Source organism: Pseudomonas alcaligenes (genome assembly GCF_014490745.1).
Classification (GTDB): Bacteria; Pseudomonadota; Gammaproteobacteria; order Pseudomonadales; family Pseudomonadaceae; genus Aquipseudomonas; species Aquipseudomonas alcaligenes_C.
In genome coordinates this window covers 4,858,210-4,879,904 of sequence record NZ_LZEU01000001.1, presented here as the reverse complement: position 1 = coordinate 4,879,904, position 21,695 = coordinate 4,858,210, and the positions used below count along the sequence as shown (strand labels likewise).

At 66.0% G+C, this 21,695-nt stretch carries 22 protein-coding genes; 19 read left to right on the top strand and 3 right to left on the bottom strand.

The window, feature by feature from the left end; all coding sequences use genetic code 11:
* Positions 1 to 116: 116 nt before the first annotated feature.
* The 3 genes from prlC (at position 117) to A9179_RS22390 (ending at position 4,194) form a co-directional block, all read left to right on the top strand.
* Positions 117 to 2,165, top strand: coding sequence for an oligopeptidase A (gene prlC / locus A9179_RS22400; protein ID WP_187808385.1), 2,049 nt, complete (start codon positions 117 to 119; stop codon positions 2,163 to 2,165).
* Positions 2,165 to 2,422 (top strand): YheV family putative zinc ribbon protein, encoded by a 258-nt coding sequence (locus A9179_RS22395; RefSeq protein ID WP_187808384.1) that lies wholly within the window; start codon positions 2,165 to 2,167, stop codon positions 2,420 to 2,422. The genes prlC and A9179_RS22395 overlap by 1 nt, the downstream gene beginning before the upstream one ends.
* A 146-nt stretch (positions 2,423 to 2,568) precedes the next feature.
* Complete coding sequence (locus A9179_RS22390; RefSeq protein ID WP_187808383.1) at positions 2,569 to 4,194, top strand: inorganic phosphate transporter; 1,626 nt, start codon at positions 2,569 to 2,571, stop codon at positions 4,192 to 4,194.
* A gap of 1 nt (position 4,195) precedes the next feature.
* Here the strand turns inward: A9179_RS22390 and A9179_RS22385 are convergent, their stop codons facing one another.
* Complete coding sequence (locus tag A9179_RS22385; RefSeq protein ID WP_187808382.1) at positions 4,196 to 4,990, bottom strand: AraC family transcriptional regulator; 795 nt, start codon at positions 4,988 to 4,990, stop codon at positions 4,196 to 4,198.
* Between the two features lie 81 nt (positions 4,991 to 5,071).
* On the opposite strand from A9179_RS22385, the gene A9179_RS22380 reads away from it, so the two are divergent.
* The 4 genes from A9179_RS22380 to A9179_RS22365 all read left to right on the top strand — a co-directional run bounded on the left by A9179_RS22380 (position 5,072) and on the right by A9179_RS22365 (position 8,592).
* Positions 5,072 to 6,070, top strand: coding sequence for a bile acid:sodium symporter family protein (locus A9179_RS22380; RefSeq protein ID WP_187808381.1), 999 nt, complete (start codon positions 5,072 to 5,074; stop codon positions 6,068 to 6,070).
* Between the two features lie 177 nt (positions 6,071 to 6,247).
* The gene (locus tag A9179_RS22375) at positions 6,248 to 6,649 is read left to right on the top strand and encodes a hypothetical protein (protein ID WP_187808380.1); all 402 of its coding nucleotides are present in this window, start codon (positions 6,248 to 6,250) and stop codon (positions 6,647 to 6,649) included.
* Positions 6,650 to 6,725: 76 nt separating this feature from the next.
* Entirely contained in the window at positions 6,726 to 7,781 is a 1,056-nt protein-coding gene (locus tag A9179_RS22370; RefSeq protein ID WP_187808379.1) for a PA0069 family radical SAM protein, read from the top strand.
* 85 nt (positions 7,782 to 7,866) lie between these two features.
* A complete protein-coding gene (locus tag A9179_RS22365) occupies positions 7,867 to 8,592 on the top strand; it encodes a carbonic anhydrase (RefSeq protein ID WP_187808378.1) in 726 nt (241 codons plus the stop codon).
* Positions 8,593 to 8,634: 42 nt separating this feature from the next.
* On the opposite strand, the gene A9179_RS22360 is transcribed toward A9179_RS22365, so the two are convergent.
* A complete protein-coding gene (locus A9179_RS22360) occupies positions 8,635 to 9,276 on the bottom strand; it encodes a hypothetical protein (protein ID WP_187808377.1) in 642 nt (213 codons plus the stop codon).
* Positions 9,277 to 9,648: 372 nt separating this feature from the next.
* Between A9179_RS22360 and coxB the strand changes: the two genes are divergently transcribed.
* From coxB to A9179_RS22340, 4 genes are read left to right on the top strand one after another with little or no spacing between them, the layout of a single operon-like run.
* Entirely contained in the window at positions 9,649 to 10,773 is a 1,125-nt protein-coding gene (coxB, locus tag A9179_RS22355; RefSeq protein WP_187808376.1) for a cytochrome c oxidase subunit II, read from the top strand.
* 4 nt (positions 10,774 to 10,777) lie between these two features.
* The gene (gene ctaD, locus A9179_RS22350; protein ID WP_187808375.1) at positions 10,778 to 12,370 is read left to right on the top strand and encodes a cytochrome c oxidase subunit I; all 1,593 of its coding nucleotides are present in this window, start codon (positions 10,778 to 10,780) and stop codon (positions 12,368 to 12,370) included.
* A gap of 10 nt (positions 12,371 to 12,380) precedes the next feature.
* Complete coding sequence (locus tag A9179_RS22345) at positions 12,381 to 12,938, top strand: cytochrome c oxidase assembly protein (RefSeq protein ID WP_187808374.1); 558 nt, start codon at positions 12,381 to 12,383, stop codon at positions 12,936 to 12,938.
* A gap of 12 nt (positions 12,939 to 12,950) precedes the next feature.
* Positions 12,951 to 13,838, top strand: a complete 888-nt coding sequence (locus A9179_RS22340) for a cytochrome c oxidase subunit 3 (RefSeq protein ID WP_187808373.1) — start codon at positions 12,951 to 12,953, stop codon at positions 13,836 to 13,838.
* Positions 13,839 to 13,849: 11 nt separating this feature from the next.
* Here the strand turns inward: A9179_RS22340 and A9179_RS22335 are convergent, their stop codons facing one another.
* Positions 13,850 to 14,053: a twin transmembrane helix small protein gene (locus A9179_RS22335; RefSeq protein WP_187808372.1), complete on the bottom strand. Its 204-nt coding sequence runs from the start codon at positions 14,051 to 14,053 to the stop codon at positions 13,850 to 13,852.
* A gap of 74 nt (positions 14,054 to 14,127) precedes the next feature.
* On the opposite strand from A9179_RS22335, the gene A9179_RS22330 reads away from it, so the two are divergent.
* From A9179_RS22330 to A9179_RS22295, 8 genes are all read left to right on the top strand, one after another.
* A complete protein-coding gene (locus A9179_RS22330) occupies positions 14,128 to 14,871 on the top strand; it encodes an SURF1 family protein (RefSeq protein WP_187808371.1) in 744 nt (247 codons plus the stop codon).
* Positions 14,834 to 15,433: a hypothetical protein gene (locus A9179_RS22325; protein WP_187808370.1), complete on the top strand. Its 600-nt coding sequence runs from the start codon at positions 14,834 to 14,836 to the stop codon at positions 15,431 to 15,433. Before A9179_RS22330 ends, A9179_RS22325 begins: the two co-directional genes overlap by 38 nt.
* Before the next feature lie 34 nt (positions 15,434 to 15,467).
* Complete coding sequence (locus A9179_RS22320) at positions 15,468 to 16,514, top strand: COX15/CtaA family protein (protein ID WP_187808369.1); 1,047 nt, start codon at positions 15,468 to 15,470, stop codon at positions 16,512 to 16,514.
* Between the two features lie 22 nt (positions 16,515 to 16,536).
* Positions 16,537 to 17,436, top strand: a complete 900-nt coding sequence (gene cyoE / locus A9179_RS22315; protein ID WP_187808368.1) for a heme o synthase — start codon at positions 16,537 to 16,539, stop codon at positions 17,434 to 17,436.
* Positions 17,437 to 17,513: 77 nt separating this feature from the next.
* On the top strand, positions 17,514 to 18,152 hold the full coding sequence (locus A9179_RS22310) for an SCO family protein (RefSeq protein ID WP_187808367.1): 639 nt from the start codon (positions 17,514 to 17,516) through the stop codon (positions 18,150 to 18,152).
* 110 nt (positions 18,153 to 18,262) lie between these two features.
* Positions 18,263 to 18,892, top strand: coding sequence for a thiol:disulfide interchange protein DsbA/DsbL (locus A9179_RS22305; RefSeq protein ID WP_187808366.1), 630 nt, complete (start codon positions 18,263 to 18,265; stop codon positions 18,890 to 18,892).
* A gap of 13 nt (positions 18,893 to 18,905) precedes the next feature.
* Complete coding sequence (locus A9179_RS22300; protein WP_187808365.1) at positions 18,906 to 19,787, top strand: endonuclease/exonuclease/phosphatase family protein; 882 nt, start codon at positions 18,906 to 18,908, stop codon at positions 19,785 to 19,787.
* On the top strand, positions 19,784 to 21,682 hold the full coding sequence (locus A9179_RS22295) for a GGDEF domain-containing protein (protein ID WP_187808364.1): 1,899 nt from the start codon (positions 19,784 to 19,786) through the stop codon (positions 21,680 to 21,682). The genes A9179_RS22300 and A9179_RS22295 overlap by 4 nt, the downstream gene beginning before the upstream one ends.
* Positions 21,683 to 21,695: the final 13 nt, after the last annotated feature.

The window sequence follows — 21,695 nt, the reverse complement described above, 5'->3', positions numbered from 1 at the left end:
CCTTCAGGCTGCGGATGGCGCCGATTGTAATTAACATTCACCGCATTCCGGTTGTTAAAGGTCGTCCGCGACCCCATAACCAGTATCTGCATTCGCACAATCAAAGGTGCCTCGCCGTGACCGCTGCCAACCCCCTGCTGCAAGACTTCGACCTGCCGCCCTATTCCCTGATCAAGCCCGAGCATGTCGAGCCGGCCGTGGACGCCATCCTCGCGGACAACCGCGCGGCCATCGCCGAGCTGCTCAAGACCCAGCAGGCCAAGCCGAGCTGGGACGGCCTGGTGCTGGCGCTGGACGAACTCAACGCCCGCCTGGGCCGCGCCTGGAGCCCGGTCAGCCACCTCAACGCGGTGTGCAACAACGCCGAGCTGCGCGGCGCCTACGAGGCCTGCCTGCCCAAGCTGTCCGAGTTCTGGACCGAGATGGGCCAGAACAAGCCGCTGTTCGAGGCCTATGACGCCCTGGCCAAGAGCCCGGCCGCAGAAGGCTTCGACGTGGCGCAGAAGACCATCCTCGAACACGCGCTGCGCGACTTCCGCCTGAGCGGTATCGACCTGCCGGCCGAGCAGCAGAAGCGTTACGGCGAGATCCAGATGAAGCTGTCCGAGCTGGGCAGCCGCTTCTCCAACCAGCTGCTCGACGCCACCCAGGCCTGGACCAAGCACATTACTGATGAAGCGGCCCTGGCCGGCCTCACCGACTCGGCCAAGGCGCAGATGGCCCAGGCCGCACAGGCCAAGGAGCTGGACGGCTGGCTGATCACCCTGGAATTCCCCAGCTACTACGCGGTGATGACCTACGCCGACGACCGCGCCCTGCGCGAAGAGGTGTACACCGCCTACTGCACCCGCGCTTCCGACCAGGGCCCGAACGCCGGGCAGAACGACAACGGCCCGGTGATGGCCGAGCTGCTCGACCTGCGCCAGGAACTGGCCCGCCTGCTCGGCTTCGCGCACTACAGCGAACTGAGCCTGGCCAGCAAGATGGCCGAAAATACCGCCCAGGTTCTGCATTTTCTCCGCGATCTGGCCGTGCGCAGCAAACCCTTCGCCGCCCAGGACCTGGAAGAACTCAAGGCCTTCGCCGCCGAACAGGGCGTCAGCGACCTGCAGAGCTGGGACGTCGGCTACTTCAGCGAGAAGCTGCGCCAGCAGCGCTACAGCATCTCCCAGGAGGAAGTGCGCGCCTGGTTCCCGATCGACAAGGTGCTGTCCGGCCTGTTCGCCATCGTGCAGAAGCTCTATGGCATCGAGATCAGCGAGCTCAAGGACTTCGACACCTGGCACCCGGATGTGCGCCTGTTCGAGATCCGCGAGAACGGCCAGCACGTCGGCCGCTTCTTCTTCGACCTCTACGCCCGCGCCAACAAGCGAGGCGGTGCCTGGATGGACGGCGCTCGCGACAAGCGCCGCGCGGCCTCGGGCAGCCTGATCAGCCCGGTGGCCAACCTGGTGTGCAACTTCACCCCGGCCGTCGGCGGCAAGCCGGCGCTGCTGACTCATGACGAAGTCACCACCCTGTTCCACGAGTTCGGCCACGGCCTGCACCACCTGCTGACTCGCGTCGAGCATGCCGGCGCTTCCGGTATCAATGGGGTCGCGTGGGATGCCGTCGAATTACCTAGCCAGTTCATGGAGAACTGGTGCTGGGAGCCCGAGGGCCTGGCGCTGATCTCCGGCCACTACGAGACCGGCGAGCCGCTGCCCCAGGCGCTGCTGGACAAGATGCTGGCGGCGAAGAACTTCCAGTCCGGCCTGATGATGGTGCGCCAGCTGGAGTTCTCGCTGTTCGACTTCGAGCTGCACGCCAGCCACGGCGACGGCCGCAGCGTGCTGCAGGTGCTCGAAGGCATCCGCGACGAGGTGGCGGTGATCCGTCCGCCGGCCTTCAACCGCTTCGCCAACAGCTTCGCGCACATCTTCGCCGGCGGTTACGCGGCCGGTTACTACAGCTACAAGTGGGCCGAAGTGCTGTCCGCCGACGCCTTCTCCAAGTTCGAGGAAGACGGTGTGCTCAACCCGGCCACCGGCCGTGCCTTCCGCGAGGCGATCCTGGCCCGTGGCGGCTCGCAGGAGCCGATGGTGCTGTTCGTCGACTTCCGTGGTCGCGAACCCTCCATTGACGCCCTGCTGCGCCACCTCGGCCTGAGCCAGGAGGCAGCGTGATGAGCGAGCCGAAGAAGCGCTTTATCGCCGGCGCCGTGTGCCCGGCGTGTAGTGCCATGGACACCATCAAGATGTGGGACGAGGACGGCACCCCGCACCGCGAGTGCGTGAGCTGCGGCTACGCCGACACCCTCAACGCCCAGGGCCAGTCGGTACCCAAGGAGATCGGCACGCGGGTCAACCAGGCCGCCGCCAAGCCGGCGGCGAGCAAGGGCCAGACGGTGCAGTTCTTCCCCAATCCCAAGCTGAAGAAATGACCGCAGGTCATAGTTAACGGCGCCTGGCGACGGCCCCTCGGGGCCGTCACGCCGGGCGGGCCTGAAGAGGCCGGAATAGCCAGGAGGCGCTAGGCTCAAGGCGGACGCATCGGGAGGATACGTCATGCCGTACGGGCCCCGCCCTCATGCTTGATCGTTACCAGCTACTCGCCAACCTGCGCGCCGCGCGCCTGTCCCCGTCGCCCTTGAGCCCGGTGCTGCAGACTCGGGCCGGGCCGCGCGGGCATCTGCTGTTCTTCCTGGCCCTGGCCGGCGCGCTGCTCTACACCTTCCTCAGCCTGGCCGGCGACCTGCAGGCCAGCGGCGAGCTGCAGGCCGGCCTGGCGCTGACGGTGCTGGTGGTGGCGCTGTTGATCGCCCTCGGCTTCGAGTTCATCAACGGCTTCCATGACGCCGCCAACGCGGTGGCCACGGTGATCTACACCAACGCCCTGCCGCCCAACGTCGCGGTGCTCTGGTCGGGGCTGTGCAACGGCCTCGGCGTGCTGCTCTCCAGCGGCGCAGTGGCCTTCGCCATCGTCGCCCTGCTGCCGGCCGAGCTGATGCTGCACCTGCGCAGCGGCGTCGGCATGGCGATGATCTTCGCCCTGCTGATCGCTGCCATCCTGTGGAACCTCGGCACCTGGTGGCTGGGCCTGCCGGTGTCGTCTTCGCATACCCTGATCGGCTCCATCGTCGGCGTCGCCCTGGCCCATGGGCTGATGGCCGAGCAGTCGTCCGTGCTGCAGGGCGACTGGCACATGCTGAGCAAGGTTGGCTACGCGCTGCTGCTGTCGCCGCTGGTTGGCCTCGGCGCCGCTGCGCTGCTGCTGTGGCTGCTGCGCCTGGCCCTGGTGCACCGGCAGCCGGCGCTGTTCCAGGCGCCTGAGGGGCGCACGCCGCCACCCTGGTGGATTCGCGGCCTGCTGATCCTGACCTGCTCGGGGGTGTCGTTCGCCCACGGCTCCAACGACGGGCAGAAGGGCATGGGCCTGATCATGCTGATCCTGGTCGGCGCCATGCCGCTGGCCTTCGCCCTCGACCGTGCCAGCCCGCCTGCGGCGGTGGCGCTGTTGGTGCAGCATGCCGAGCAGGGGCGCCTGGGCTTGCTGCGTTCCGGGGCGGTCGGTGCAGGCGATGCGCAGCAGATGCTGCTGGCCTTCCAGCGTAACGAGGGTGAGATGCCGCAGGTGCTCGGCGCCCTGGCCACGGTGCTCGGCGATGTGGTGGCGCGGGTGCCGGCCGATGGCGCGCTCGGCGGGATGGGTGACGAACAGACGCTGGCGCTGCGCGACGACCTGTTCCTCGCCGCCGAGACCGTGCGCCTGCTCGACCGCCGCGGCCCGGCGTTGCCGCTGGAGACCTGGAGCGAGCTGCAGGCGCTGCGCAGCCAGGCCGAGGCGACCATCAACTTCGTCCCGCCCTGGGTCAAGATCGCCGTGGCCCTGGCCCTGTGCCTGGGCACCCTGGTCGGCTGGCGGCGCATCGTCGCCACGGTCGGCGAGGGCATCGGCACCATGCGCATGACCTACGCCCAGGGCGCCTCGGCGCAGCTGACGGCGATGCTCACCATCGGCGCGGCGGATCTCTACGGCATGCCGGTATCGACCACCCAGGTGCTGTCCTCGGGCGTGGCCGGCACCATGCTGGCCAGCGGCAGCGGCCTGCAGTGGCAGACCATCCGCAGCATGCTGCTGGCCTGGGTGCTGACCCTGCCGGCGGCCATCCTGCTGTCCGGCGGGCTGTACGCGCTGTTCAGCGCGCTGCTCTGACTCAGCCGGTGCGGAAGAACTCGCCCGGGGTGCAGCCGAACTGCTGGCGGAAGACGGCGATAAAGGCCGAGGTCGAGTCGTAGCCGCAGGCCAGGGCCACGTCGGTGACCCGCTGGCCCTGCTCCAGTGGGGTCAGCGCGCCGAGCAGGCGCAGACGTTGGCGCCAGGCACGGAAGGTCAGCCCGGTGTCGCGCAGGAACAGGCGGCTGAGGGTTTTCTCCGACACCGCCAGGCGCTGGCTCCACTGCGCCAGGGTGGCCTGGCCATCCGGTTGCGCCTGCAGGCTGCGGCACAGGGTGCGCAGGCGGGCGTCGCGCGGCAGCGGCAGCATCAGGTCGACCGGCGGCGCGCCGTTGAGCTGGTCGAGCAGCACCTGAGTCAGGCGCCCCTGGCTGCCTTCCAGCTGGTATTCCACCGGCAGCTCGCTGAAGGCGCTGATCAGCTCGCGCAGCAGCGGGCTGACCACCAGCACCTGACAGCCGTCCGCCTGGCGCGCGGCCACGCTGTTGTCGATATACAGGCTGCGCATCTCGGTGCGCGGCGAGCTGTATACCCGGTGCGGCAGCCCGGCCGGAATCCACACGGCGCGCTGCGGCGGGGCGACGAAGCGGCCGGCGTCGGTATGGATTTCCAGCACTCCGGCGATGGCGTAGGACAGCTGCACCCAGGGATGGCTGTGGCGATGGGTGAGGGCGCGATTGGGCAGCGATTCGATGCGCCCGTAGAGCGGCCGGGGCAGGCTCTTGAGCCCGGGAATGCTGCGCCGGTAGGCTTTTTGCTGTCCGTTAGACGGCATTGGCTGGCTCTTTGGCGTTAGTCGGTAACTGGCGAACACGGTAGTGTCGCCGCCATTGGCCTGCAAGCACGAGAAGCCCTGATGTCCCTGTCCCGCCTGCTCCCCGATCGTTTCACCCTGACCCTGCTCGCCGTGGTCGTTTGCGCCAGCCTGCTGCCGTGCAGCGGCCAGGCGGCGCTGGCGTTCGCCTGGGTCACCAACCTGGCCATCGCCCTGCTGTTCTTCCTGCACGGCGCCAAGCTGTCGCGCGAGGCGATCATCGCCGGTGCCCTGCACTGGCGCCTGCACCTGCTGGTGTTCGCCTGCACCTTCGTGCTGTTCCCGCTGCTCGGCCTGGCGCTCAAGCCGCTGCTGGCGCCGCTGGTAACCCCGCAGCTGTACCTCGGCGTGCTCTACCTATGCGCACTGCCGGCCACGGTGCAGTCGGCCATTGCCTTCACCTCGCTGGCGCGCGGCAATATCCCGGCGGCGATCTGCAGCGCAGCCGCTTCCAGCCTGTTCGGCATCTTCCTCACCCCATTGCTGGTGGCGCTGTTGCTCGGCACCCAGGGCGACGGCGGTTCGACCCTGGACGCCATCGGCAAGATCACCCTGCAACTGCTGCTGCCGTTTATCGCCGGGCAGATCGCCCGCCGCTGGATCGGCGCCTGGGTGACGCGCAACAAGCACTGGCTGAAGTTCGTCGACCAGGGTTCGATCCTGCTGGTGGTCTACGGCGCGTTCAGCGAGGCGGTGGTCGAGGGCCTCTGGCAGCAGATTCCTCTGTCTGCGCTGGGCGGTCTGCTGCTGGTCTGCTGCGTGCTGCTGGCGCTGGTGCTGCTGTGCACCTGGCAGCTGGGCAAGCGCCTGGGTTTCAGCCAGGAAGACCGCATCACCATCCTCTTCTGCGGCTCGAAGAAGAGCCTGGCCACCGGTGTGCCCATGGCCCAGGTGCTGTTCGCCGGCGCAGGGATCGGCATGTTGATCCTGCCGCTGATGCTGTTCCACCAGATCCAGCTGATGGTCTGCGCGGTGCTGGCGCAGCGCTATGCGCAGCGCCCGGAGTCGGTGGCCGAGCTGATGGAGCAGGTCGATCCCTGAGACGCTCTGCTGCGCGTCGGCTAAACAGTGTTGAAAGCAGCCTCGGACTGCTCATTTACAGCTCGTAAACTCCGCGCCCTCGGCCGCTTTCGCCACCGTTTATCTCTAGCTCGCGAGATCGTCCAGAGGTTCTGATGCAGGCTGTACGCCGTCGCGCGTGCAGCTATTATCGGCGGCATGACCGCCGCCTTTCCGCTTCGCAAGGAATGTCCGCCCGGCCTGTGCATCTGCGAGCGCGAGCGCTTGCTGGAGCAGGCCGGCGCCGATCTGCGCATCCTGCAGCTGACCCTGCAGGAGGAAAAGCGCCTGCTCGAGCGCCTGGAAAACCTCGCCGACCTGGCCGACCTGCAGCGCATGCAGCTGCGCATGTTCCAGCAGCTCGGCATCAGCCTGCAGATCACCCCGAGCCTCAACGAGGTGCGCACCATGCGCGGCATCAGCATCGTCGTCGAGGCGCAGCCGGGGCTGTGCCGCAAGACCCGCCAGGCCATCCCCACGGCGATCCGCCGCAGCCTGGAGCGCCATCCGGAAATCGCCTACGCGATCCTCAACGCCAACGACCTGCTGCGCGACGCCTGACCATTCGGCAGTACCGGCTTGTGGCTGTGGCTGACTCGCTATACTGTGTATATATACAGTATTCGAGTGCTTCGCCATGCCTGCCCTGCCTCCCCGCGGTCGCGGAACCGCCAGCAATCCGCACAACCGTTACGCGCCCCAGCGCATCATCGCCAGCGACGACGGCTGGTTTCAGGAGGTACCGCCGAGCCGCGCCACCGAGGTGCGGGTGGAAATGGCCAAGAGCATCATCAGCCGCAACCAGTCGCCGGATCTGCCGTTCGACCGCACGCTCAACCCCTATCGCGGCTGCGAGCATGGCTGCATCTACTGTTATGCGCGGCCCAGCCATGCCTACTGGGATCTGTCGCCGGGCATCGACTTCGAAACCAAGCTGATCGCCAAGCGCAATGCCCCGGCTCTGCTCGAACAGCAGCTGGGCAAGCCCGGTTATGTGTGTGCGCCGATCGCCCTGGGCAGCAATACCGACCCCTACCAGCCGATCGAGCGCGAGCACCAGCTCACCCGCCGCTGCCTGGAGGTGCTGCTGCGCCACGGTCATCCGCTGACGATAGTCACCAAGGGCGCACTGATCCTGCGCGACCTCGACCTGCTCAGCCAGCTGGCCGAGCGCCGCCTGGTCAAGGTGTTCATCAGCCTGACCACCCTCGACGACGAGCTCAAGCGCATCCTCGAACCGCGCGCTGCCGCGCCTTCGGCCCGCCTGCGGGTGATCCGCGTGCTGCGCGAGCAGCGTATTCCGGTCGGCGTGCTGTGCTCGCCGATGATCCCGATGATCAACGACATGGAGCTGGAGAACCTGCTGGAGGCGGCCCGCGAGGCCGGAGCGCAGAGCGCCAACTACATGCTGCTGCGCCTACCGCGCGAGGTGGCGCCGCTGTTCGAGGAGTGGCTACAGGCCCACCACCCGCAGCGCGCCGAGCATGTGCTGAGCCTGATCCGCCAGAGCCGCGGCGGCGAGTTGTACGACAGCCGCTTCGGCCATCGCTTCCGTGGTCAGGGAGTATTCGCCGAGCTGCTGGCGCAGCGCTTCGCCCTGGCGATCAAGCGCCTGGGGCTGAACCGCCGCGCCGACTTCGATCTCGACTGCAGCCAGTTCGCGCCGCCCGGCGGTCAGCTGGCGCTGCTGTAATTTGTGACTCTTCAAGGCTGGCAACTGTCCGCATGGCGGGTCGATAATTCGCCCCAGCGCAACGGTTCAGCATGAGGTAGACGCAATGCCCTACAAGCACAATGCCATTCCCCTGCAGGCGCGCACTGCGCCGGAGAGCGCCGACGAGGCGCTGAACGCGATAGTCGGAGGCTTCAAGCGCTTTCGCAACGAGGTCTTCCCGCAGCAGGAAGAGCTGTTCAAGGCCCTGGCCAGCGCGCAGAACCCGCGCGCCATGTTCATCACCTGCGCCGATTCGCGCATCGTTCCCGAGCTGATCACCCAGAGTGCGCCAGGCGACCTGTTCGTCACCCGCAACGTCGGCAACGTGGTGCCACCCTACGGGCAGATGATGGGCGGGGTTTCCACCGCCATCGAGTACGCGGTGCTGGCGCTCGGTGTGCAGCACATCATCGTCTGCGGCCACTCCGACTGCGGTGCGATGAAGGCGGTGCTGGCGCCCGAAACCCTGGAGCGCATGCCCACGGTCAAGGCCTGGCTGCGCCACAGCGAGGTGGCACTCAAGGTGGTCGAGGAGAACTGCGGCTGCGGTGGCCACGACACCCTGGGCATCCTCACCGAGGAGAACGTGATCGCCCAGCTCAACCACCTGTGCACCCACCCTTCGGTGGCGGCCAAGCTGGCCAGCGGGCAGCTGTTCATCCATGGCTGGGTCTACGACATCGAGACCAGTGCGATTCGTGCCTACGATGCGGAAAGCGGCAGCTTCCTGGCGCTGGATGGCGAGGTGGTGCCGATGGCCACGCCCAGAGCACGCTACCCGCAGGCGTGACAATCAGGCCCGCTGTTGCGGGCCTGTTTTTTTCTGCCGGCGCTAGGCCGGCAGGCCCAGCTCCACGCCGAGCTGGCGCGACAGGCAGGGCCAGTTCTGCCAGGCCGCCAGGGTCTGCGGGTTGCTCAGGCGCACCCGGTATTCCTGGGCCGAGGCCTGCTGGAACACGGCCGGGTCGAGCATTTCGTCTACCGCATGGTGCACCGCCTCGTCGAGCTGGTTGGCGAAGGGCTCGCCGATCAGCTGGTGGGCGATCAGGTTGGCCACCGTAGTATCCAGCGGAATCAGCGGCTGGCCGAAATGGGCGATGTAGCGGTCGTTGACCTCTTCCACCAGGCGGTGGGCCAGGTAGGACTCGTCGAGCAGGGCATCCAGGCCCTGGTGCCCCTCCAGCAGGCCGGGCGGGCTGAGGAAGAACTGCTCGGCCAGTTGCAGCACCGGTTTGACCTGGCCCTCGATGCCGGCTTCCTGGGCCACGGCGTGGGCCGCATCCAGCACATCCGGCACCTGCTCGACATAGGCGGCGACGAAGCGCTCGAGCACGCCTTGGGCATCGTCGGCGGGCAGCTGGATGCTCGGGTGCAGGCGCGCCAGCTGGCCTTCCAGCAGGTGGGCCAGGTGCCCGGTGCGGGCTTCGTGAGCAAGGGCGTGCTGGATCAGTTCGCGCAAAGCGAGGGTATTCATGACGGCTCCCATGACAAGGACATGACGTAAGCGAGGATTGACCTTAGCTGCCCATCGGCAAAGCTTAAGAACGGATTGTCATAATTTTTTAAAGGTTATGCGAGGCCGCTATAACAAGCCGCCGGCTCTGCGCTGCACCCCGCGCCTGCCGCGGCCTGCGCAGGTGCAGCGCAGAGCCTTCGCAAATTTTCCCTTCGCGTTGTGCTGCGGCACTTGCTGGCTATACTCGAAATCGCAAGGCGTGAACCTGATGGAACCGGACGGGCTTCGGCACGGAGAGGTTTCGACAGTTGTAGCCAGCCGTTTTGGCAGTCGATCCCTTTGCCGCAGGCTTAGCCGGCGGGATAACAAGAACAACGAGGGGAACCCGCAATGATGCGACATCCACGAGTCTGGATGGGCCTACTGCTGTGGCTGGCATTCAGCTCGGCGCAAGCCGCCTGGACGGTGAACATGGCACCCGGAGCCACCGAGGTCAGCCGTACCGTCTTCGACCTGCACATGACCATTTTCTGGATCTGCGTCGTGATTGGCGTGCTGGTATTCGGCGCCATGTTCTGGTCGATGCTGATCCACCGCCGCTCTACCGGCCAAGAACCGGCCCACTTCCATGAGAGCACCACGGTAGAGATCCTCTGGACCGTCGTGCCCTTCGTCATCCTGGTGGTGATGGCGGTGCCGGCGACCAAGACGCTGATCGATATCTACGACACCTCGGAGTCCGACCTGGATATCCAGGTCACCGGCTACCAGTGGAAGTGGCACTACAAGTACCTGGGCCAGGACGTCGAGTTCTTCAGCAACCTGGCCACGCCCCAGGAACAGATCCACAACCAGGCGAAGAAGGACGAGCACTACCTGCTGGAAGTCGACCAGCCTCTGGTGGTGCCAGTCGGCGCCAAGGTGCGCTTCCTGATCACCTCGGCCGATGTGATCCATGCCTGGTGGGTGCCGGCCCTGGCGGTGAAGAAGGACGCCATCCCCGGCTTCGTCAACGAATCCTGGACGCGCATCGAGAAGCCCGGTCTCTACCGTGGCCAGTGCGCCGAGCTATGCGGCAAGGATCACGGCTTCATGCCGATCGTGGTCGAAGCCAAGAGTCAGGAAGACTTCGCCAAGTGGCTGGCCGAGCGCAAGGAAGAAACCGCCAAGCTCAAGGAACTGACCGAGAAGGAATGGACGCGCGAAGAGCTGGTGGCGCGCGGCGACAAGATCTACCACACCACCTGTGTGGCCTGTCACCAGGCCGAGGGCCAGGGCCTGCCGCCGATGTTCCCGGCGCTCAAGGGCTCGAAGATCGCCACCGGGCCGAAAGAGGATCACCTGCACATCGTGTTCTTCGGCAAGCCGGGCACCGCCATGGCCGCCTTCGGCAAGCAGTTGTCGGAAGTGGACATCGCCGCGGTGATTACCTACGAGCGCAACGCCTGGGGTAACGCCATGGGCGACATGGTCACCCCGAAAGACGTGCTCGCCCTCAAACAGGCTCAGGAGTAAGGACATGAGTGCAGTGATCGATTCCCATGGTCATGCCGGGCATGACCACCACCATGGGCCGGCCAAGGGCCTGATGCGCTGGGTGCTGACTACCAACCACAAGGACATCGGCACGATGTACCTGTGGTTCAGCTTCATCATGTTCCTGCTCGGCGGCTCGTTCGCCATGGTGATCCGCGCCGAGCTGTTCCAGCCCGGCCTGCAGATCGTCGAGCCGGCGTTCTTCAACCAGATGACCACCATGCACGGCCTGATCATGGTGTTCGGCGCGGTGATGCCGGCCTTCGTCGGCCTGGCCAACTGGATGATCCCGCTGATGGTCGGCGCGCCGGACATGGCCCTGCCGCGGATGAACAACTTCAGCTTCTGGCTGCTGCCGGCGGCCTTCGGCCTGCTGGTCAGCACCCTGTTCACCGCCGGCGGCGGACCGAACTTCGGCTGGACCTTCTACGCGCCGCTGTCCACCACCTACGCGCCGGAGTCGGTCACCTACTTCATCTTCGCCATCCACCTGATGGGCATCAGCTCGATCATGGGCGCGATCAACGTGATCGCCACCATCCTCAACCTGCGTGCTCCGGGCATGACCCTGATGAAGATGCCGCTGTTCGTCTGGACCTGGCTGATCACTGCCTTCCTGCTGATCGCGGTGATGCCGGTACTGGCCGGTTGCGTGACCATGATGCTGATGGACGTGCACTTCGGCACCAGCTTCTTCAGCGCGGCCGGTGGCGGTGACCCGGTGCTGTTCCAGCACGTGTTCTGGTTCTTCGGCCACCCCGAGGTGTACATCATGATCCTGCCGGCGTTCGGCGCCGTCAGCTCGATCATCCCGGCCTTCGCGCGCAAGCCGCTGTTCGGCTACACCTCGATGGTGTATGCGACCGCGTCGATCGCCTTCCTGTCGTTCATCGTCTGGGCGCACCACATGTTCACCGTCGGCATCCCGCTGACCGGTGAGCTGTTCTTCATGTACGCCACCATGCTGATCGCCGTGCCCACCGGGGTGAAGGTGTTCAACTGGGCCAGCACCATGTGGCAGGGCTCGATGACCTTCGAAACGCCGATGCTGTTCGCCGTGGCCTTCGTCATCCTGTTCACCATTGGTGGCTTCTCCGGGCTGATGCTGGCCATCGCCCCGGCGGACTTCCAGTACCACGACACCTACTTCGTGGTGGCGCACTTCCACTACGTGCTGGTGCCCGGGGCGATCTTCGGCATCTTCGCCTCGGCCTACTACTGGCTGCCCAAGTGGACCGGCCACATGTACGACGAGACCCTCGGCAAGCTGCATTTCTGGATGAGCTTCATCGGCATGAACATGGCGTTCTTCCCGATGCACTTCGTCGGCCTGGCTGGCATGCCGCGGCGGATTCCCGACTACAACCTGCAGTTCGCCGACTTCAACATGATCTCGTCGATTGGCGCGTTCACCTTCGGCGCCACCCAGTTGCTGTTCCTGTTCATCGTCATCAAGTGCATCCGTGGCGGCAAACCGGCCGGCGACAAGCCCTGGGATGGCGCTGAAGGGCTGGAGTGGACGGTGCCTTCGCCGGCGCCCTACCACACCTTCACCACCCCGCCGGAAGTGAAGTAGGAGTACGGCCTTGAGCACTGCCCTGGACAACCGCCGGCTGATCGTCCGTTTGCTGCTGCTGGCGGTGGCAATGTTCTGTTTCGGCGTGTTCGTGCTGCCGCCCTTCTATGACGTGATGTGCCAGGCCTTCGGCATCAACGGCAAGACGGCCAAGGCCTACGAGGGGAGCCAGGTGGTGGACGAGCAGCGCCAGGTGCGCGTGCAGTTCCTCGCCACCAATGCGGTGGACATGGTCTGGGAGTTCCGCCCCAAGGCGGATGACCTGGTGGTGCACCCGGGGGCGAGCAACGAGATGCTGTTCATCGCCTCCAACCCCAGCGATCACCCGATGACCGCCCAGGCCATTCCCAGCGTGGCGCCATCCAAGGCCGCGGCGTTCTTCCACAAGACCGAGTGCTTCTGCTTTACCCAGCAGGTGCTGCAGCCGGGCGAGCGCATCGAGATGCCGGTGCGCTTCATCGTCGACCGTGATCTGCCGGCCGATGTGAAGCACCTGACCCTGGCCTACACCCTGTTCGATATCACTGCGCGCAAACCGCCCGTCGCGCAGGCGACCCCGACTCCATAAGGAGAACAAGAAATGTCGAGTCACGAGAACTACTACGTTCCCGCCCAGAGCAAGTGGCCGATCATCGCCACCATCGGCATGCTCACCACCGTCTATGGCCTGGGCACCTGGTTCAACGACCTCAAGGCCGCCCGCCCGGACTCCCACGGGCCGCTGATCTTCTTCGTCGGCGGGCTGTTCCTCGCCTACATGCTGTTCGGCTGGTTCGGCGCGGTGATCAAGGAGAGCCGCGGCGGCCTGTACAGCCCGCAGATGGATCGCTCGTTCCGCTGGGGCATGAGCTGGTTCATCTTCTCCGAGGTGATGTTCTTCGCCGCCTTCTTCGGTGCGCTGTTCTATGTACGACACTTCGCCGGGCCCTGGCTGGGCGGCGATGGCGCCAAGGGCGTAGCCAACATGCTGTGGCCGAACTTCGAGTTCAACTGGCCGCTGCTGCATACCCCCGATCCCAAGCTGTTCCCGCCGCCCAAGGAAGTCATCGACCCCTGGCACCTGCCGCTGATCAACACCATCCTGCTGGTCAGCTCCAGCTTCACCGTGACCTTCGCCCACCATGCGTTGAAGAAGGATCATCGCGGCCCGCTCAAGCTGTGGCTGGCGCTGACGGTGGCGCTGGGCATCTGCTTCCTGTTCCTGCAGGCCTACGAATACCACGAGGCCTACACCGAACTGGGGCTGACCCTGGGCTCGGGTATCTACGGCGCGACCTTCTTCATGCTCACCGGCTTCCACGGTGCTCACGTCACCCTGGGTGCGCTGATCCTGTCGATCATGCTGATCCGCATCAGCAAGGGGCATTTCAGCGGGGACAAGCACTTCGGCTTCGAGGCGGCCAGCTGGTACTGGCACTTCGTCGATGTGGTCTGGCTGGGTCTGTTTATCTTCGTCTACGTGCTGTGACGGGACTGCCGTCACCAGGTGACATGGCTGGACAACTGGCCGCTGTAGAAACCCCAGGCGATCAACGCCACGGTCACGGCGGTCAGGGCAACACGAACGCTTAGCGAATTGACCACTCGCGAGCCGTGGCCCTCGTCCTTGACCAGGAAGAACAGGCCGCTGAACAGGCTGACCAGGGTGGCCAGCAGAAAGAGGACGATCGCGAGCTTGAGCATGCGTGACTCCGGGGGTGGGGAATGAACTGCAGGTTGAGTATAGCCAGGCGCCTGTCGGCTTTCGGAGGGCGGCAGTGAGCCGCTTCCGTCCCGGCGTGCTGCCCAGTGTGGTGGTGGCCCTGCTGCTGCCGCTGCTGGTGACGCTCGGTTTCTGGCAGCTGGCCCGGGCCGAGGAGAAGCGCGCCCTGCTGGCGCATCACGAGGCCAGCCAGCAGGCCGCGCCGATCAGCCTGGCCGAGTTGGAGCAGCGCCAGGATGTGGCCGGCGTGCGCATTCGCCTGCACGGTCAGTTCGATGCCGGGCACAGCCTGCTGCTGGATAACCGCACCCGCGACGGCCGCCCCGGCGTCGAACTGTTGCAACCCTTCTACGACCAGCCCAGCGGGTTGTGGCTGCTGGTCAACCGCGGCTGGCTGCCCTGGCCGGATCGGCGCACGCCGCCGCAGTTCACCACCCCGGAGCAGACCCTGGAGCTGCAGGCCCAGGTCTATCTGCCACCCGGCAACGCCTTTCAGTTGCAGGCCGATCCGCCTGGGCAGAGCTGGCCGCGGCTGATCACCCGGGTCGAGCCGGAAGCATTGTGGCAACAGCTCGGCCGTGGCGGCATGGCCCATGAAGTGCGGCTGGAGCCGGGGCCGGCCAGTTATCAGGTGCAATGGCCCGTGGTGGCCATGACCCCGCAGACCCATATCGGCTACGCCGTGCAGTGGTTCGCCCTGGCCGCGGCGCTCTGCTGCCTTTACCTCTATTTCGGATTGCGCAATGCGCGGGAGCCTGAACATGAGCACGACCCTGAATCCTCTCAGCCCCTCCTCTGAGGCCGCCGCTCCACGCGGTCGCGGGCGCCTGCAGCTGATCCTGCTGCTGAGCCTGGTGATCGGCCCGATGATCCTGGCCACGGCCATGTACAAGATGAAGTTCTGGGTGCCGGAGTCGCGCAGCTACCACGGCGTGCTGATCGGTAATGGCCAGACGCTCGGCGATCTGGGCGTGCTGGATGCCGCGCAGGCACGCTGGCAGCTGCTGGTCACCGCCCCGCAGGGCTGCGACGAGGCCTGTCGGCAACTGGTGTATACCGCCCGGCAGATCCATATCGGCCTGAATCGCGACGCTTCGCGGGCCAGCCACGGCCTGGCGATTGCCGCCCCGCTGGCGGCGGATCTCGAGGCCCAGCTGGAGCGCGAATACCCGCAGCTGGGGCGCTACCGGCTCGATCTGACGACCTACACCAACGCAGCGGTCGCCAAGGATGCCGGCGGGGCGCAGCTGTGGATCGTCGATCCGCATGGCAACCTGGTGCTGCGCTACGACGCCACGGTCAAGGGCAAGGCGATCCTCAACGACCTGCGCCTGCTGCTGAAGCTGTCGCAGATCGGCTGACATACCCGCACAGAACAATAAGAAGAGGCCCTGGATGACTGCACGCAAACCCCTGCCCGGCTACCGCCTGGCGCTGTTCGCCACCCTGCTGGCGGTGCTGGTGGTACTGCTCGGTGCCTATACCCGGTTGACCCATGCCGGCCTTGGCTGCCCGGACTGGCCCGGTTGCTACGGTTTCATCAGTGTGCCGCAGAGCGAGGCACAGCTGGCCCATGCCGAAGCCAATTTCCCCCATGCCCCGGTGGAGGCGCAGAAGGGCTGGAACGAGATGATCCACCGCTACTTCGCCGGCAGCCTGGGCCTGCTGATCCTAACCCTGGCGGTGCAGGCCCTGCGCCGCCGCGCAGAGCCCGATCAGCCGCTGAAGCTACCGCTGCTGCTGCTCGGCGTGGTGATCGCTCAGGCCGCCTTCGGCATGTGGACGGTCACCCTGCAGCTCTGGCCGCAGGTGGTCACGGCGCACCTGCTGGGTGGCTTCACCACCCTATCCCTGCTGTTCCTGCTCAGCCTGCGCCTGTCCGCTGCGCTGCCGGTGTTGTCCGGAGTGACGACGCGCCTGCGTGGCCTGGCCATGCTGGCGCTGCTGTTGGTGATCGGGCAGATCGCCCTGGGTGGCTGGGTCAGCTCCAACTATGCGGCAGTGGCCTGCGTCGACCTGCCGACCTGCCATGGCCAGTGGTGGCCGGCGGCGGACTTCGCCAACGGTTTTCACCTGACCCAGCATATTGGCCCCAACTACCTCGGCGGCCAGCTGGACAGCGAGGCCCGTACCGCCATCCACCTGACCCATCGCCTCGGCGCCGTGCTGGTGACCCTGATCCTGCTGCTGTTGGCCTGGCGCCTGCGTGCTGGCGGGCTTGGCCGGCTGGCAGGTCTGGTGCTGTTGGCGCTGGGCCTGCAGGTCAGCCTGGGGGTGAGCAACGTGCTGCTGCACTTGCCGCTGGCGGTGGCGGTGGCCCACAACGCCGGGGGCGCGGCCCTGCTGCTGAGCCTGGTGCTGGTCAATTACCGCCTGCGGGCCGCCAACGCGGTGCGCGCAGTGCAGGCTGCGGCGCCCGCCGAGCTGGCGCTGGGCAAATAAGAACAATCAAGGAGAGACCCCCATGGCTACTCTGCTGCAAGCCCACCGGGAACACGCCAGCTGGCGCGATTACCTGGAGCTGACCAAACCCCGCGTGGTGGTGCTGATGCTGATCACCTCGCTGGTCGGCATGTTCCTCGCCACCCGTGCCGGGGTGGCCTGGCAGGTGCTGCTGTTCGGCAACCTCGGCATCGGCCTGTGCGCTGGCGCGGCGGCGGCGGTCAACCACGTGGTGGACCGGCGTATCGACTCGATCATGGCGCGCACCCACAAGCGTCCGGTCACCGCCGGGCGCCTGTCGCCCGTGGCGGCGCTGGGCTTCGCCCTGCTGCTGGCGGTGGCCGGGATGGCGCTGCTGCTGACCTTCACCAACGAGCTGGCGGCCTGGCTGACCCTGGCCTCCTTGCTCGGTTATGCGGTGCTCTACACCGGCTTTCTCAAGCGTGCCACGCCGCAGAACATCGTGATCGGCGGGCTGGCCGGGGCGGCGCCGCCGCTGCTCGGTTGGGTCGCCGTCACCGGGCATGTCAGCGCTGAACCATTGTTGCTGGTGCTGATCATCTTCGCCTGGACGCCGCCGCACTTCTGGGCGCTGGCCATCCACCGCAAGGAGGAATACGCCAAGGCCGACATCCCCATGCTGCCGGTGACCCACGGCGAGCACTACACCAAGGTGCACATCCTGCTGTACACCGCCGTGATGTTCGCCGTGACCCTGCTGCCCTATGCCATTCACATGAGCGGGCCGCTCTATCTGGCCTGTGCCGCGCTGCTGGGCGGGCGCTTCATGTACTGGGCCGTGGTGCTGTACCGTGACAGCAAACCGCACGCGGCGATCAATACGTTCAAGTACAGTATCTGGTACCTGTTCCTGCTGTTCATCGCCCTGCTCGCCGACCACTACCTGCTGCTGAGCCTGTAACGCGGCGGCGCAAGGTGCGCGCCGGGCGTGGCAGCCGTTGCGCCCGCGTGCCCCCATCGCCTTAGAGAACCGAGTCCATGAATCGAACCCACAAGACAGTCTTCATCCTGGTCGCGATCGTCGCCCTGGTATTGGGCCTGACCGTGCACAAGGTGCTGAACGGCAAGGGCGATGGCCTGGACAAGGTGGCGCAGCTGGATGCCGGCATCGTCCTGCTGCCGCAGAGCCGCAGTCTGCCGGGGCTGAGCCTGACCAACCAAGACGGTCAGGCAGTGGCGCTGGATCAGCTCAAGGGCCAGTGGAGCCTGCTGTTCTTCGGCTATACCTTCTGCCCGGACATCTGCCCGGCCACCCTCGCCCAGTTGCGCCAGCTCAAGGGCATGCTGCCGGCCGAGGCCCAGGCGCGCCTGCGCGTGGTGCTGGTCAGTGTCGATCCGAACCGCGATACCCCGCAGCAGCTCAAGCAGTACCTGGGCTATTTCGATGCCAGCTTTGTCGGCCTGACCGGTGCCGCGGCCGATATCCAGGCGCTGGCCAGCGCTGTCAGCATTCCTTATATCCCGGCCGATACCACTAAGCCGAACTACACTGTCGACCACAGCGGCAACCTGGTCATCCTGGCGCCGGACGGTACCCAGCGTGGTTTCATCCGGGCGCCGCTGAACAACGAGAAGCTGGCCGAGCAGCTGCCGCTCCTGCTGCACAGCGAAGGCTGATCGCCCAGCGCATAAAAGGCAGCGGCTCCGCTACAATGCCGGAACCCGTCGAAGGCCCGCAGGTCGAACAGCCGCCCGCCCTCGCGGTTCCCATTGCCAAGGAGTTCTGCATGCGTAACCTGATTTTCAGCGCCGCCCTCGCCACCCTCAGCCTGTTCGGCCTCAGCGCCCAGGCCGAGACCATCGAGGCCGGCAAGCAGTACGTCGAGCTGAGCAGCCCGGTGCCGGTCTCCGAGCCCGGCAAGATCGAAGTGGTCGAGCTGTTCTGGTACGGCTGCCCGCACTGCTACCAGTTCGAACCGACCCTCAACCCCTGGATCGCCAAGCTGCCGAAGGACGTGCATTTCGTGCGCATCCCGGCCATGTTCGGCGGCGTATGGAACGTCCACGGCCAGCTGTTCATCACCCTCGAAGCCATGGGTGTGGAAAAAAGCGTGCACAGCGCGGTTTTCGATGCCATCCATGTGCAGAAGCTGAAGCTGTCCACTCCGGAGGAAATGGCTGATTTCCTGGAGACCCAGGGCATCGACCGCGCCAAGTTCCTCAGCACCTTTAACTCCTTCGCCGTGAAGGGGCAGATGGAGCGGGCCAAGAAGCTGGCGGTGGCCTACCAGATCACCGGCGTGCCGACCCTGATCGTCAACGGCAAGTACCGTTTCGACGTGCGCAGCTCCGGTGGCCCCGAGCAGACCCTGGATGTCGCCGAGCAGCTGATCGCCAAAGAGCGCGCGGCTAACTGAGTCCAGCCCCATCATGTTGCGCCGCTGGAGTTTCGGGCGTTCGGCGAGCCTGCGCGAGGCGCGGGTCAACCAGCATTGTCCGAATTCCGGCGGTTTGCCCAGTGATGGTCGGCTGCGCCTGCTCAGCTTCAATATCCAGGTAGGCATCAACAGTGCGTCCTACCGTCATTACCTGACCCGCAGCTGGCAGCACCTGCTGCCGCATGCCGGGCGCAGCGACAACCTGCAGCGCATCGGCAACCTGCTCGGCAACTATGATCTGGTGGCCCTGCAGGAGGTCGATGGCGGCAGCCTGCGTTCCGGCTTCGTCAATCAGGTCGAGCACCTGGCCGAGCTGGGCGCCTTCCCCTACTGGTACCAGCAGCTCAATCGCAACCTCGGCCGCCTGGCGCAGCACGGCAACGGCGTGCTCAGCCGTCTGCAACCCAGCCAGTTGGAAGACCATCCGCTACCCGGGCCGCCGGGCCGTGGTGCCATCCTACTGCGTTTCGGCGAAGGGGCCGATGCCCTGGCTGTGGTGATGATGCACCTGGCGCTGGGCGCGCGAACCCGTACCCGGCAGCTCGCCTATATCCGCGAACTGGCCGGGCACTACCGCCATCTGGTACTGATGGGCGACATGAATACCCATGCCACCGATCTGTTGCAGCATTCACCGCTGCGCGATCTGGGGCTGATTGCGCCACAGATCGAGGCCACCTTTCCCAGCTGGCGTCCGCAGCGCTGCCTGGATCACATCCTGCTCAGCTCCGAACTGGCGCTGGAGCGGGTCGAGGTTCTCGGTCAATCCGTCTCCGATCACCTGCCTGTGGCCGTGGACATTCGTCTGCCGGTCGCGCTGGGCGACCTGCCACCACCTACGCTGAATCTGCCTGCTACTGGATCGCCACCATGACCGATGATGCCCAGCGCTGGAAAGCCAAATACCTGGAAAGTCTGGAGCAGCAGGAGCAGCTGGAGAAACGCTGGGATCAGCGTCTGGATCTGCTGCGCCGCGGCTTGGTGCGCAGTTCGCTGGCGGCCGAGGGCTCGGACAAGGCCGTCGATCAATGCATGCAGGAATTGCGCGAAATCATTCGTGGCGAGCAGATGGATGCGGGCCTGTCGGCACTGATTCCACGTCTGGAAAAGGCCGTGCTCGACTCCGAGCAGCGCCGCCAGGCGCGGGTCGAGGGCAACGTTGCCGGCCTTACCGGGCTGGCCAATCAATTGCTGGCCTTGGAGCTGCCGCGCGAGATCCGCAAGCCGCTCAAGCAGTACGCCAAGCGTATCGATGAGCGGGCCAGTAGCTCGCGCGAACTACCGGCCCTGCTGGCCGAACTGAGCAGTTTGCAGGAAAAGGCCCTGGCGGTGATCGGCAGCACCGAGACCGCGCGCCCGGGTTTGTTGCAGCGCCTGTTTGGCGGGCGCGAGGAAGAGCAGGCGTTGGAAGGCCAGGCTGCTGTCGAGACGACCACGCAGCCTGCGCCTGCCAAGGCGACTGACGCGGACGATGATGACGATGACCTCGAGCTGCCGGCCAAGGCGCCGGCAGTGGTGGAATCCGCCGTCCCGGCTTCAGCTGAGCCGGTACCGGTTGCCGCGCTTGAGGGTGTTGCCACGCCTGCTGCCCCAGTAGCGCTCCGTGAGGCGGCCGTAGCAAGCACTGGAATGGCGGCGTCGCTGGACAGTCTGCCGCTGGATGCACGCATCCTCACCGGCGAGGGCGATCCGGCCTTCGCCCTGCCGGATCGTCCTGAGCCCGGCTATAGCGCGGTCGCTCCCCATGTGGCCGAGAGCTTGCTCAAGCTGCTCGATGAGCTGGATCTGCCGCCGCGCCACCAGCCCCAGGGTGATGCGCTGCGTGAACGCCTGCAGGGTGGCCTCAACTGGTATGAGCTGGTACCGGTGCTGGACGATCTGGCGGTGCTGGTGCTGGCGGTCAGCGACAGTGGCCAGCGTGAGTTCGCCGGTTATCTCAAGCAGCTCAACGAACGCCTGGCCGCCTTTCTCGGTACCCTGACCGAGGCCCATGAGGGTTACAGCGAGTCAGTCGAAAGTGCCCGCAGCTTCAATCAGGAGTTGCGTGAGCAGGTCAGCGGCCTGCAGGCCAGTGTTCAGGAAGCGTCTGACCTGGATGGCCTGAAGCGCGCTCTGGAGGCGCGCCTCGATGGTCTTCTGCATACCGTCAGCGAGCATCAGCGGCTACGTGACAGTCGCGAGGATCAGGTCGCCGAGCGTTTGCAGAGCCTGGTGCAGAAGGTGGCCGACATGGAAAGCGAGGCCCAGCAGTTCCGCGACCATATAGAAGAGCAGCGGCAGAAGGCGCTGACCGATCCACTCACCGGGCTGCCCAACCGAGCCGCCTGGGGCGAGCGCCTGGAGCTCGAGATGGCGCGCTGGCAGCGCTATGGCGGCGAACTGCTGCTGGCCGTCCTGGATATCGATCACTTCAAGCGGATCAATGACGAGTACGGCCACCTTGCCGGCGACAAGGTTCTGAAGCTGATCGGTAACGAACTGGCCAAGCGCCTGCGCAAGACCGACTTCTTGGCCCGTTTCGGCGGCGAGGAGTTCGTCCTGCTGATCCCTAGCACCCCGCTGGAAGGCGGGCAGCAACTGCTGGAAACCTTGCGTCACGCCATCGAAGCCTGCCCGTTCCATTTCCGCGGCGAGCCGGTGACCATCACCCTGTCGTCCGGGCTGACCGCTTTTGCCAAAGGCGAGAATGGCGAGCAGGCCTTCGAGCGCGCTGACCAGGCGCTATACCGCGCCAAGCGCAGCGGGCGCAACCGCGTCGAGCTGGGCTAGCGGCAGCTTCTTC

What these genes read in the sequence shown, in the direction of transcription:
- A9179_RS22395 (WP_187808384.1), top strand. Translation starts at nt 2,165, where the DNA reads ATGAGCGAGCCGAAGAAGCGCTTTATCGCCGGCGCCGTGTGCCCGGCG.
- A9179_RS22390 (WP_187808383.1), top strand. Translation starts at nt 2,569, where the DNA reads ATGCTTGATCGTTACCAGCTACTCGCCAACCTGCGCGCCGCGCGCCTG.
- A9179_RS22385 (WP_187808382.1), bottom strand. Translation starts at nt 4,990, where the DNA reads ATGCCGTCTAACGGACAGCAAAAAGCCTACCGGCGCAGCATTCCCGGG.
- A9179_RS22380 (WP_187808381.1), top strand. Translation starts at nt 5,072, where the DNA reads ATGTCCCTGTCCCGCCTGCTCCCCGATCGTTTCACCCTGACCCTGCTC.
- A9179_RS22375 (WP_187808380.1), top strand. Translation starts at nt 6,248, where the DNA reads ATGACCGCCGCCTTTCCGCTTCGCAAGGAATGTCCGCCCGGCCTGTGC.
- A9179_RS22370 (WP_187808379.1), top strand. Translation starts at nt 6,726, where the DNA reads ATGCCTGCCCTGCCTCCCCGCGGTCGCGGAACCGCCAGCAATCCGCAC.
- A9179_RS22365 (WP_187808378.1), top strand. Translation starts at nt 7,867, where the DNA reads ATGCCCTACAAGCACAATGCCATTCCCCTGCAGGCGCGCACTGCGCCG.
- A9179_RS22360 (WP_187808377.1), bottom strand. Translation starts at nt 9,276, where the DNA reads ATGAATACCCTCGCTTTGCGCGAACTGATCCAGCACGCCCTTGCTCAC.
- coxB (WP_187808376.1), top strand. Translation starts at nt 9,649, where the DNA reads ATGATGCGACATCCACGAGTCTGGATGGGCCTACTGCTGTGGCTGGCA.
- ctaD (WP_187808375.1), top strand. Translation starts at nt 10,778, where the DNA reads ATGAGTGCAGTGATCGATTCCCATGGTCATGCCGGGCATGACCACCAC.
- A9179_RS22340 (WP_187808373.1), top strand. Translation starts at nt 12,951, where the DNA reads ATGTCGAGTCACGAGAACTACTACGTTCCCGCCCAGAGCAAGTGGCCG.
- A9179_RS22335 (WP_187808372.1), bottom strand. Translation starts at nt 14,053, where the DNA reads ATGCTCAAGCTCGCGATCGTCCTCTTTCTGCTGGCCACCCTGGTCAGC.
- A9179_RS22325 (WP_187808370.1), top strand. Translation starts at nt 14,834, where the DNA reads ATGAGCACGACCCTGAATCCTCTCAGCCCCTCCTCTGAGGCCGCCGCT.
- A9179_RS22320 (WP_187808369.1), top strand. Translation starts at nt 15,468, where the DNA reads ATGACTGCACGCAAACCCCTGCCCGGCTACCGCCTGGCGCTGTTCGCC.
- cyoE (WP_187808368.1), top strand. Translation starts at nt 16,537, where the DNA reads ATGGCTACTCTGCTGCAAGCCCACCGGGAACACGCCAGCTGGCGCGAT.
- A9179_RS22310 (WP_187808367.1), top strand. Translation starts at nt 17,514, where the DNA reads ATGAATCGAACCCACAAGACAGTCTTCATCCTGGTCGCGATCGTCGCC.
- A9179_RS22305 (WP_187808366.1), top strand. Translation starts at nt 18,263, where the DNA reads ATGCGTAACCTGATTTTCAGCGCCGCCCTCGCCACCCTCAGCCTGTTC.
- A9179_RS22300 (WP_187808365.1), top strand. Translation starts at nt 18,906, where the DNA reads ATGTTGCGCCGCTGGAGTTTCGGGCGTTCGGCGAGCCTGCGCGAGGCG.
- A9179_RS22295 (WP_187808364.1), top strand. Translation starts at nt 19,784, where the DNA reads ATGACCGATGATGCCCAGCGCTGGAAAGCCAAATACCTGGAAAGTCTG.